Genomic DNA, 11,473 nt, shown 5'->3' with positions numbered 1-11,473 from the left:
AGCATATGTATAAAAGGTGCACTTCTTATACATTAGTTTCTCAACCACCTACTGAAAAAACGTTGATAAATGAACAGTGTATAAAAAGATGCATACTCCGGAAAAAGAATCCTTGGTGAAATCTTACTGCCCCAAGGGTTCTTTTGCTTGCTTGGTTCCGGAAAGAGGTATTATGTTAACTAACCTTGTATACGATATACAGCTTAAAAACAGAAAAACCACCTCAGCCCTGGGTGGTTTTTCTGTTATCCATATTCCATTAAAGAAAGAATGCCTTATGGCATCTTGAGTAGTTTGCTCACTATATAAAACAATATTCATGATGGAAAATTTTCTTAATGATAGCCCATACTATTTTCTTAAGTTTTGGACAATCCTACTAAAAGGTTATCTTAGTGAAAGGAGAAGATAAAAAATACTAGTAAATATTATTATGGGATTCATTTTCCCCTGGATTTTTGGTTTTATATTATACAAAAAAGAACCTATAATTGTTCTTCTAATTGCACCAATGGGAATCACAATAGCTTTTATATTAAATGATTTGGGGAGTAATTACTTTTGGCAATTCAAACCGGCTTTTAAAAATCTAAGTTTATCAGCACTCCCTTTAAATATAGGTTTCTATCCTATTTTATCTGCTTTTTTAATTTATTTTAAGGAAAAAAAGCAGATTAATACGATTTTCCTTTTACTTTGTTTTACCCTCTTTACTACAGGTTTTGAGGGTATGGGTTTAGTTCTAGGAAAAGTAGAATATTTTAATGGATGGAATATTATTGGCACTTTTATAAGTTATTTAATAGCGTATTTTATTATTTATGGCTATTATCGAAGTTTAGTAAAACATCATGTTTTAAAGGATTAAGCTTTTCTTTATAAAAATGTAAAGGCTTCATGTTTATTTGAGGCCTTTTTTATTTTATTTCCGATAATATTATGTTAACTAATGATGTATACCATATACAGCCTGAAAACAGAAAAAACTCCACAGGCGGTTGGGAGTTTTTTCTGGAATAACTAAAGAAAAAAGGTTGTGGACGCTTCCTAGCGTCTTGGGTAGTTTGCTCCCGGTACGATGTTTTAATTCATATAAAAAGCAAATAACCCATGACTACAATGTATTCATGAGTTATCTACTAGTTCAATTTATAAACACGCGAGGACTTTGTAAATTATATGCCTGTTTTTAAAGGTCTATGATTTCTTGTCCATAAAAAATACAAACTACCCCTAAATCGTTTAGAAAGGTGGCGAGGTAGTTTGTTAGGTGTAATGGAGTATATAAGCTAAGGAAAGACGCTATCCATCTTGAGTAGTTTGCTCAATCAAGGCATAAATCATTCACATAAATGATTCACCAGCTATGAAACATTTATGTATAGAAAATGATACATCTTGTATCATTTTTGAAACGAGATGTATCAGAAAGAGCAGGCTTAAGCCTGCTCTTATAGCCTTTAAGGCTATTCTATGGTTAAGAAGTACGTATTAGTTTTTGTGGGGGAACTTGATGCAAATTCTGAAACTGTTGAACAGCTTCTGTCATAGATAGTGTATTCAGCTTCTTTAAGATACTTCTTTTTTGGTTCTTAATCGTACATTCTTCTTTATGGAGAATGTCTTGTATTTCTGAAATAGAATGACCATCAATAGCAAGAGCAAAGACTTCTTGTTCTGCTTTAGTAAACTGATTCATGAAGACTTTCTCTTTCAGAATTTTGCATTCTTCTTCTACACTTTTCAGTCGAGCAACTTCATCAACTAAATCAGAAGCTACACTCAAGATATTTTCAATACCCATTAATAGTTTTTCACTTTGATCCATGATAAGACCCTCCTATTTTTTGAGGGCAACCCATGCTATAATAACTTTGTTCTAGTTTCTTTCAACATGGGGTATTTCTCTGTCAGGAGAAATACCCTTTTATTATTTAGTTTGGACTTGCTGTTAATCGTTTGAATCACCCCCTTAATTTGTATCTTTTAATCGCATGACTTTGCCATCTGCACTTAATTCGACTTCGTATCTGATTTTAGAAATGTCTTTCCATTCACCTCTACCGAAGAATTGAGGATTTAATAAGAAAACGCCGGTCTCCTTTTTAATTAGGATATTTTTCTTCGTTAACTGATTAACTGCATTGGTTACTGATTGCTGTTTAATTCCTAAATTTTCAGCTACAATTCTTTTGTATCCTGAATTAATAATGATGAATTGTCCCTTATTTGCGTAAGTTACACCTTTAATAAGTTCATATAGGACTTTACTTATCCATCCTTGTATCTCTGCTAAAACGACAATATTGTCTAGATATACTTTTATGTAGTCTGGTTCTTTTCCATAATTAAAGGAGACACTTGTAGTTTCTTCTGTTATTTCCCCATTCATATCCACGACTTTTGTTGTTTCTACTTTTGATACTTTAGCCACATTATCCACCTCTATCATTTTTTACCAATATTTATGTTTTCATATTAACTCATATATCAGTTAATATCAACTCTTTATTAGAGTTGATATTAACATTATATAAGTGTTGTTTTTAACCCTTGATTCTTTTTAAAAAATAACACTCTATAAAAGTTAAAAATAACTCATATATGAGTTAAAAATAACCCTCATAGGGGTTAAAACTAACTTGTATATGAGTTATTCTTCTCTTTCGAAAAAACTTTATAAACCCTTATATATCAACGTTTATATCAATATATGAAATTCTTTTTCCTTCTTTTATTTTTTAAGGTGTTCCGGAAAATTACATTATGTTAACTAAAGATGTATACCCTATACAGCATAAAAAACAGAAAAACTCCCCCAAGACGTTAAGGGAGTTTTTCTGCTACATTTATTTTACCAAAGGATTGAAGCCTTTCGGCGTCTTGGATAGTTTGCTCAAAGTATTATTCTTTATTCTGATTATTTATTTTATGTTTTTGAATAGGTCCTAATTTGTTTTATTAAGGCTTCGTATTTATAATTTTCATCAATGTAAAGAATGATTTTTTTTGGCTCGTTGCTGTATTTTTGAATTAGCTTCATTAGCAATGGACGTACGTGTTTATCAAATATATTTAACTTTGTTACACCTCGTTTTAGAATCTCTAAGTCGTTTGTACCTAATCTTTTATGGCATCGTTCTAAACAAAGTTGGAAAGGTACATCTAGAAAGATAATAATATCTGCTTTTTGAAACCTTTCTTCGTATGTTTCTCTATATCCCCAACCTTCTATTACCCATTTATCTTTATCTAATAATTTGTTTAGTTCTCTTGAAAAATGTCTGATTTGTTGTCTTGTAGGAAAAGGAGTTGTCTTTAAAAATTTGAGTTTTTCATCCATTTCAAAGAATGGAAGTGAAAGATCTTTGCTTAACTTTTTTCCTAGTGTAGTTTTACCTGCACAACCGTTTCCAAGAATACATATCTTAGACAATTTTCACCCTCCCTTTTGGAAATAACAGTAAGGTTCCTGTCTCAATCAATGTTATGTATATGTTCTATAAGAGGATCATTATTAATTTTTTCAGTAAAGAAGTTATTTATTAGAATAAAAAACCAGGCTTAAGCCTGCTACTATATTAAGTATTTACTTCTGATAAAATCTATTATGAAACTAACTTTGTATATGATATACAGATTAAAAACAGAAAAAACTCCCCAGGTGGGAGGAGTTTTTCTGTTGGAGAATTCAATTATATGAATCAATAATTGGAAACATCATGAGTAGTTTGCTCAAGTTCGTCAGAACTTATGTCTAATCAGTAGATTTTTTTCATGAGATATAGCAACTTCATCTTTATAGTCAAAATGTGATTTTTGACTGATTTTCCCTTCTTTAACAAGTGCAATTTAAAAAACAGAAAAACCACTGGTCCTTAATCAGTGTTTTTTTCTGCTCTCAGAGAAAAGATTCGTGTCGGAATATTGGATACCTTACGGCATCTTGAGTAGTTTGTTCAAATTGATGTACTTTATTCATGAGAGAAAACTATTTATTACATCTATACAAACTAGTCATCATATATTTTCAAAGGATTTTCCCTAAAAGATAATGGGGGGGGGGATTTAGATGTATGAACATGATTTTATATTTAAAGTTGTGTACGATTTAAACATAAATAAAATTTAACTTCCCAAGCAAAAAAGCTACCTGTCGCAACATGAACTGCACCCCAATTGTTAGACAAAGAAACTCTCTGCTTAGATAAAGAGTCTAACTTTTTGGGTTCAGTTCAAACAAAGGTAGCTTTTTTCTTGTGAGAGTGATTTTCAACATAATTGGAAATAATTGTCAGTAATTTGTTCACTTTATAAAAATTTATTCTTGGTAGCCAAGCTACTTAATAAGAAATACATTCATATATTGCATTTACTACGTTAATATATCTAAAAGGATGAGTAAAATGCCAATATTAATTTCCAATGTTTGTATTCCAAATGTCACTGGGGGAATTGTGACATTTGGGGATACTTATTACGTTTCGCCAAAAATTAATACTAAAGCAGCATCGGGTTCAGGAGGAGGTAATACTGGAATTTTTGTAAATACAAACTCTGGTGTTTCAGGAACGAATACTGTAGATCCTGATTTTTCTGATCAAAATAGTACAGGAAATATTTAAAAGCTCTAATCTTATAGAATATACAGTTTAAAAAGAGAAAACTCCTGCTGTGGCCAGGAGTTTTTTCAGTAACGTATCAAGGTATTAAAAGTGATATCTCACGTATCTTGAGTAGTTTGCTCAAAACTTTGTTTGCTATTCAGTTTATTTATTATTAATAGTAATTATTTTATTTTTAACTTTTTTTTCATTTTTAAATAATAAGTAATGTGCATTTTCTACTTTTTCTTCTAAGTATTCAAGTGAATAGTTACCAAGTGGATCTGCTAAGTTACCTATTGCTCGTGAAAGGTTATCAATGACTATTTTTGATATAGAATATTCTGTATGTTCACCTTCTAGATTCATTTTATCCATAATTTCATAAGCTAGATGTTGAATTCTTTTTAATCGCATTTGTTTTGTTTTCATATTAGTTTCTCCCCCCTTCATAGATGAATTTATATCGTCTAAATATATGGGGGAGATAAAAAATTTATGAAATGATTCTTTACAAGAATCCATGATGTTGGCTAATGCTGTATATCTTATATAGCGTAAAAACAGAAAAAACAACTTGGTCTGTGCAGTTGTTTTTTCTCCTAGATGTTAGAGTAATACAAATAGAATAGGGTTAGGTTGATGCTTCGCGGCGTCTTGGATAGTTTGATCAAATTATTTAGGCAGTATTCATATTAAGAAATTAATTAAAAAATGAGTCGAGAAATCAATTATTTACTGCTTGTCCTGTTCTTTTTCAATAGTGGTAGCTATTTTATTAATAGCTTCCGTTAAATGATCTATTTTCTTTTCAAAGCGTAGTAGAAGATAAAAAGTAACAACAATAGGAAAGCCAAAATTCCCAATAAGGTTAAGCCATTGTTCTATCTTAATTCCCCCCTTTTAGATACCGTTATTTTATAAAGACTGCAGTCTAACTAAAAGCCTTTAGACATGTTAACTAAAAATGTCTATCGTATACAGTTTAAAAAAAAGAAAAAACTACTATTTGCCCCCATAGTAGTTTTTTTAAAACCTAATAGTAATGTACGAGCCGAATTCTATTGGAAGAACAAGGAGGTTGCTCAATATTATAGTATGCAAAGTAATGAAAAGGGTTTGGACAAGTGCTGATTCCATCTAAACTTTTATTATTCTTTATGTTTACTCCCTACAAAATCCATTAGGTAAATTAAAAACCATTATTTATCGCTATAAGATATAAAACAACTTTAAGTTGTTTCTAATTGCCTTAAGGCAATTTTTTATATTTAACTAACGACTAAGATCTGGACCTTTATTCTTTGCTCTGTTTATATTTGCGCTTCTCATTCTTCCTAATTGATGTCTTTGCTGAGTAATTTCTTCACTACGAATAGTCTGTTGAATAACATTAAAAACCGTATCTAAAGCGTTTAGGTTGCTCTCATGTGTTTTTATTTCTTTTTCTAACCATGGAACGACAGTTTTCTCCATTGTGTTTATACGACTTTGTTGTTGTTGTAAATCTTGTTGTCCTTTATAGCCCAGTTCTTTAAGGTTTTCACGTCCATATTTAGCTTCACTTTGCAATTCTTCATAATCTTGACGAGCTTTTTTCGAGACAAGTCGTTTGGCTTTTTCTCCTGGGCTTCTGTCTAATTCATCAAGCTTTTTCTCCACACTGCCAAGCTTCTCTACTTCTTTACTCATAGTTGAGATATGCTCTTTCTCTATACGAACCATTTTCTGATGTTTTTTGAACTCGTCTAGTTTCTTTTGGTTAGCATCTAAATCTTCTTTGATGTTAGATAGTCTAAACTGGTTTTGTTGAGCAGTATAGTGATACTTCTCCAGTCTTAATGCATTGCTGTACGTAAGATATTTGCCAGCTGTTTTAAGATCTGGGTAATAAGAGCTTATCTCACGAATTTTGGCTTGTTTAATAGCTTCTTCAGCTTGTAATAGTACTCTAGTTTCGACTTGAATTTGTTTTTTCTCATACGTGATCTGATTGAGTCGATTTTCTTTCTTTTGAGAGAACTCTTGGTAACGCTGATAGAACTCTTCTTTGGTTGAAAAACGAAGAGATTCTTTATGTTGTTGAATGCTGTTTTCATAGCTTTCTTTGTTACTTTCTAAATCGGATATCTTATCAAGATGACGTCGTTTCATCATGTTATTCTCTTTGAGTTTAAACGGATTAAGGGACTTTTTAAGTTCCTCTACTTTTTCTTCATACTGTTGGATTTCACGCTCTAAATCGCTCACACGACCATAATAATTGCTGACATTTAGGAATTGCTGTTGTTGTACATGAAAGTGTCGTTCAATAGGATCATGACGATCACCTATTTTGCGTAGTTCTTCGTGGCGTGCTGTAATATCTTCTAAGGTAATAACCTTCTGACCCACAAGAGACGCAGCTTTTTGAATATAGGTTTTCTCTATATCTGTAGAAAAGCTGAATTGCTTCTCTTTTTCTTTCATTTTCTTTAAGTGTTCTTCTTTTTGGTGGCGGTAGGCTTGTAAATCAACCACGGCCTTATTATAATCTTTGCGCTCCCTATTGATCTGGCCACGATCTGTCTTCTTCCCTTTCTTCTCCATATCATGTGCGACATGGCCTAAATGAACCATTGGTAAGGTTTCGAGTCCACGCTTTTCATGAGAAAGATGGGTAATACGCTCATTGATTTGAGCTTGTTCCAGGGCTTTGTTGGCATAGTTTGCCCACTGTTCACGAATGGATAAGCAGCCTTCGCTGTTTTTGACGTACCCATGATTGTTTTCTTTTGCATTGGCAAAGTCAGCATTCCAGTCACGATTCTTTTTGCCAAATCCATCTTGATCTAGGTTTCTCATCGTTAACATGATGTGAGCATGAGGATTATTGGTGTTATCGCGATGAATAGCGATATCAGCAACCATTCCTTTTTGAACAAACTCGTTTTGAGCAAAAGTTTGAATCAGTTCTTTTTGTTGGTCATGATTCAGTTCAATTGGTAAAGCAATGTTTAATTCGCGTGCTAATTGCGAGTCTTTGCGCTTCTCTACTTTTTCAACTTCATTCCATAAACGGTTTCGATCTTTCATCCATTCTGGCGCATTGGAAGGAGTCAGAATCATGATTTCTGGTTGTACATTACGAGCATAAAATTTTTGCTCGTCTGTACGTTCATCATGTAACTTTTCGCCACTGCGATAAGCAGCTGTAGCGACAGCTGATTGTCCTTTTGAACGACTGATGATTTGCATCGATAGATGGTAAATTGCCATGATTCTTTCCTCCTTTCTTGAGAATGGGTTTGTGTTTTTGGAATAAGTTGATGAGAACACAAGGTGTGCTAATCAACGTTTTAGATGAAATCAGCATCATGAACACCGAAGGTGTCAGATGGTGGTTTCATCTTTGCCGATAGGCAAACAGGTTTTATGAAATTCTCCACCTAGGCGAATGGGTATTTGGTTTTGTCTTTTTGTTCCGAAGGAACCGCACACATCGGTACGATGTATAAGTGCGCCCTTATCTCTTCGATCTAAGGGAATTATACCATATCCTGGTGAGATAATCTATGCCGATGATACCAATTTATCTCAATTTTTGATATACTCAATTTAAACATTAGAGAACAGAAAAAGGAGATGAGGATGGGTGCCCAAGAAACGAACAGATGAGGAAATTCTTCAGGATTTAGAAGAGAAAATTGAGAAGATGAAAGCGAAGAAACAACAAGTTGAAGCGCGTAAAAAAGAAAAAGAGAGAAAAGAGAGAACAAGACGACTTATTCAAGTCGGCGCGATTTTCGAGAAATATTTTGAGATTCAAAGTGAAGAAGAAGCAGAGAAGATTGCGAAGGCATTGCAATCGTATGTAGGAAAAAACAAAGATAAGATTTTGCATCATGATATGGTTGTAAAAGAAAAAAAGAAAGCAGCAGCTGAGGTAGCTGTTTCTGAAGAGTAAGGATTTGTAGGAGCCTATGATGAAATGTTTATATTGTGATTCGGAAAATAATTCTATGGATCAAGCATGTTCAGTTTGTGGAGCACCTTTACATACAAAGCGTCCTCAACTTAAAGAATATGTAAGTTTACAAGATTCAGCTTTGTCATTCCATGAGCTTCAAGGTTTTCATACGTATGACTTGTTAATCTTGCTTCGTTTAGTACGAGAAGAGCGTTCAAAAAGCTATAATTTGATGAGAACTGTTCAGAAAGCGCCAGAAGGGGCTGAGATTGATAAAAGTGTAATAGAGTTCGGAGAAAGCGAATATCGCCTTTATACGGCTCGTATGAAGCTCATAGAGGGTCTCTTAATAGACAGGATGGGGTACAAGCCTAAACGAGTGGATGATAAGCTGCTTGAAGCGTTAAAACAGCGAATAGAGTCGAATTAGGGTTGCAAATATGAAAGATTTGGTAGAAAATTAGACATAAGAAAAGCCCTCAAGTTTTGGTCGACTGCGAGGACTTCTCTTAAAAACTATGAAGGAATTAACCTGTAAGAAAGATTAACTCTTTTTGTTGAATGTGTGTAAGTGTATTTTAACACAAACAGATTAATTTCTTCCAGTTAAAAATTGGGGGAATTGTAATGAAAAAAGAAGATAGCTTGAGAAGTAGTTTAGATAAAGCAGAACAAAATGCTAGAAAAAGAGATTTTGAAAAGGATCGAGAATCCAGGTTAAAAGCAGAAGAACTAAAAAAATCTTTATTAGATCAATTAAAGGAACTTACTGGTGAAGATCACTTTGTTGGAACCAGTAAAGATCCTTTTGCAGGGGAGCCGTTTAATCAAACTATGCATAGAAATTTAGATTTGTTAAATAGAATTGATTATCTTAATCAAGCCGAAGGGGACTTTCTTTTTAGGATTCAAGCGTACTTAGAATTTAAAAGCAATGTAATCATTTGCAGAGAAGATAAATTTAAAAAGAAACAAAAAAATGTTGTTGAAGATGACTTTGAACTTCCAAAGGCAGCAACAGTTTCAGAAATTGCTGAAATGATTGGGAAATCCCGTAGACAAACATCCGAAATTATGAATTCTTTGAAACAAAAAGAAATTTTACTTAATCCCGAAGGCGCAGGTCAAGTATCTGAAAATGGACGTACTGTAAGCCCTAGAACGTGGATTGTAAATCCTTATATTATGATTTGTGCTCCACGAAAAAATGAAGTTAAGTTAGATAAGTTAACAATGAGATTGTTTCAACATTCTTTAAAAAAACTTAAAGATCAGAACGGTAAAAAGGTAACATTACCTGCTAGATTTTTTTAAACTGATTTTTTAGATCGTATCATATTTGATACGATCTTTTTTTATTAATTGGAATATTTAAGGTGTGCGGAATTCCTCTCATTATGGCACTAAAATGAGAGGAATTCCGCACACCTTAAAAAGTGCATCAAACCCAGTCATATCAACGGTTTAACCCTCTTTTTAAACTTTCTCTCTATTATCACTATTGTTTAGTAGCAATTCGCTGATAGAATTGCAAGGATCTTTTTATATTTTTTTTCGTTTGAAAACCTCAGTTAAAACACTAAATTTTTCGAGCGGCCACTATGAACTATTTTAATTTCATAAGTACTAAATACTCTTCTATAAATAAGCCTTAAGGCTAATATACCGCCTCAAGGCGGCCAGGCATTTATGAATAAGATTTTTTGCGTGGTTGTTCATTGTTTAGATCGTGTTTAGATAGTTGTTCAGATCATTTTTAAAAATAATTAACTAAACAATGATCTGAACAAGAAAAGAGGTTAACCTATATGTAGCATGGAATTGTTTAAGTGTTTGAATGGTGTTTAGTTTAGATGTTTAGTTGAATTTGAAAGCGGTGATCTGAACAGTGAAGGCTTCTAAACAGTGGTTATCAGCTGAAGAGATGGCCAAACAAGTGAAAGTGTCGGCCATGACTATAAAGCGTAATTGCCAAACTTATAAAGATTTTATAAATGTTAAGCAAGGTGAAAAGAATAAGTACTTAATTGATTCATCTTCGTTACCTGTTTTTCTTTTTATAGCTAAGATGAGAAATAAACGAAGTCTCCAATCTGCTCAGATACTCAAACTTTTAGTAGAAGAAGGATTCCCTAGGATTTACGATACAGAGAATATAAACTCTTCTGAACAACAACCTAAACAATCCTTAGAGAATCAAGGGTTTGTTCCTGTTCAGGAGATAGAATCCATAGTGGCTAAAAAAGTCCAAGAAGAATTAAAAAAACATGAGGATTTTTTAAATGAATGGACACGAAAACAAGAAGAACAGCAGCGGAAATTTCAAGAAGTACTTATTAAAAGGTTAGATGATCGAGATCAAAAGTTAATGAGCTCTATAAGAGAATTACAAGAGTCTAAATTAGAGATAGCAGCATCTATTGAAGAGCCTAAAAAATCCTCCAATAAAAAGTGGTGGGAGTTCTGGAAATGAGAAAGATAGCAAAATGCTAGTACAAGAAAAGCCCTCAAAATTAATTGAGGGCTTTTCTTACATGTGTAGTTGATCATAGTTGTGTTTATAGTTGATAAAAGTGAAATATATACATGTACATATCTAAAGTATCGTATTAGATTGTAATTTGTCCACCCAAAAGGTAAACAAATTAAAAAACAACCTCGACAATTGGCAAGCGAGGTTGCTTTTTACAGCTAATATTTTTTATGAGGTAGAAATATTAGTACATAAATAATAACACGTTTTTCTATAACGACCATATTTTTTTGAAAAAAGCATATGTATAAAAGGTGCACTTCTTATACATTAGTTTCTCAACCACCTACTGAAAAAACGTTGATAAATGAACAGTGTATAAAAAGATGCATACTCCGGAAAAAGAATCCTTGGTGAAATCTTACTGCCCCAAGGGTTCTTTTGCTT

12 protein-coding genes are annotated in these 11,473 nt (G+C 32.8%); 6 read left to right on the top strand and 6 right to left on the bottom strand.

Annotated features, from left to right (window positions below):
- Nucleotides 1-433 precede the first annotated feature (433 nt).
- A complete protein-coding gene (locus AC1D0Y_RS28940; RefSeq protein ID WP_477708367.1) occupies nt 434-868 on the top strand; it encodes a CBO0543 family protein in 435 nt (144 codons plus the stop codon).
- Nucleotides 869-1,477: 609 nt separating this feature from the next.
- On the opposite strand, the gene AC1D0Y_RS28935 is transcribed toward AC1D0Y_RS28940, so the two are convergent.
- The 3 genes from AC1D0Y_RS28935 to AC1D0Y_RS28925 all read right to left on the bottom strand — a co-directional run bounded on the left by AC1D0Y_RS28935 (nt 1,478) and on the right by AC1D0Y_RS28925 (nt 3,436).
- Nucleotides 1,478-1,828, bottom strand: coding sequence for a helix-turn-helix transcriptional regulator (locus AC1D0Y_RS28935; protein WP_477708366.1), 351 nt, complete (start codon nt 1,826-1,828; stop codon nt 1,478-1,480).
- 144 nt (nt 1,829-1,972) lie between these two features.
- Nucleotides 1,973-2,434: a replication/maintenance protein RepL gene (locus AC1D0Y_RS28930; protein WP_477708365.1), complete on the bottom strand. Its 462-nt coding sequence runs from the start codon at nt 2,432-2,434 to the stop codon at nt 1,973-1,975.
- Between the two features lie 495 nt (nt 2,435-2,929).
- Nucleotides 2,930-3,436 carry a shikimate kinase gene (locus tag AC1D0Y_RS28925; RefSeq protein ID WP_477708364.1) on the bottom strand — a complete coding sequence of 169 codons (507 nt, stop codon included), beginning with the start codon at nt 3,434-3,436 and terminating at the stop codon, nt 2,930-2,932.
- 970 nt (nt 3,437-4,406) lie between these two features.
- Here AC1D0Y_RS28925 and AC1D0Y_RS28920 point away from each other — a divergent pair.
- Nucleotides 4,407-4,625 carry a spore germination protein gene (locus AC1D0Y_RS28920; RefSeq protein ID WP_477708363.1) on the top strand — a complete coding sequence of 73 codons (219 nt, stop codon included), beginning with the start codon at nt 4,407-4,409 and terminating at the stop codon, nt 4,623-4,625.
- Between the two features lie 144 nt (nt 4,626-4,769).
- Here AC1D0Y_RS28920 and AC1D0Y_RS28915 read toward each other — a convergent pair whose 3' ends face one another.
- The 3 genes from AC1D0Y_RS28915 to mobQ all read right to left on the bottom strand — a co-directional run bounded on the left by AC1D0Y_RS28915 (nt 4,770) and on the right by mobQ (nt 7,862).
- The gene (locus AC1D0Y_RS28915; RefSeq protein WP_477708362.1) at nt 4,770-5,036 is read right to left on the bottom strand and encodes a hypothetical protein; all 267 of its coding nucleotides are present in this window, start codon (nt 5,034-5,036) and stop codon (nt 4,770-4,772) included.
- Between the two features lie 303 nt (nt 5,037-5,339).
- On the bottom strand, nt 5,340-5,471 hold the full coding sequence (locus tag AC1D0Y_RS28910) for a YvrJ family protein (protein ID WP_477708368.1): 132 nt from the start codon (nt 5,469-5,471) through the stop codon (nt 5,340-5,342).
- A gap of 408 nt (nt 5,472-5,879) precedes the next feature.
- On the bottom strand, nt 5,880-7,862 hold the full coding sequence (gene mobQ / locus AC1D0Y_RS28905) for a MobQ family relaxase (protein WP_477708361.1): 1,983 nt from the start codon (nt 7,860-7,862) through the stop codon (nt 5,880-5,882).
- Between the two features lie 376 nt (nt 7,863-8,238).
- Here mobQ and AC1D0Y_RS28900 point away from each other — a divergent pair, with 376 nt between their 5' ends.
- The 4 genes from AC1D0Y_RS28900 to AC1D0Y_RS28885 all read left to right on the top strand — a co-directional run bounded on the left by AC1D0Y_RS28900 (nt 8,239) and on the right by AC1D0Y_RS28885 (nt 11,026).
- On the top strand, nt 8,239-8,550 hold the full coding sequence (locus AC1D0Y_RS28900; RefSeq protein ID WP_477708360.1) for a hypothetical protein: 312 nt from the start codon (nt 8,239-8,241) through the stop codon (nt 8,548-8,550).
- A gap of 55 nt (nt 8,551-8,605) precedes the next feature.
- A complete protein-coding gene (locus tag AC1D0Y_RS28895) occupies nt 8,606-8,983 on the top strand; it encodes a hypothetical protein (RefSeq protein ID WP_477708359.1) in 378 nt (125 codons plus the stop codon).
- A gap of 197 nt (nt 8,984-9,180) precedes the next feature.
- A complete protein-coding gene (locus AC1D0Y_RS28890) occupies nt 9,181-9,867 on the top strand; it encodes a Rep protein (RefSeq protein WP_477708358.1) in 687 nt (228 codons plus the stop codon).
- Nucleotides 9,868-10,441: 574 nt separating this feature from the next.
- Complete coding sequence (locus AC1D0Y_RS28885) at nt 10,442-11,026, top strand: DUF3967 domain-containing protein (protein WP_477708357.1); 585 nt, start codon at nt 10,442-10,444, stop codon at nt 11,024-11,026.
- Nucleotides 11,027-11,473 lie beyond the last annotated feature (447 nt).

The organism is Priestia sp. P1_B12_1 (assembly GCF_056406695.1).
The sequence above is the reverse complement of the archived record's forward strand: the minus strand, read 5'-3'. Positions and strand labels throughout refer to the sequence as shown.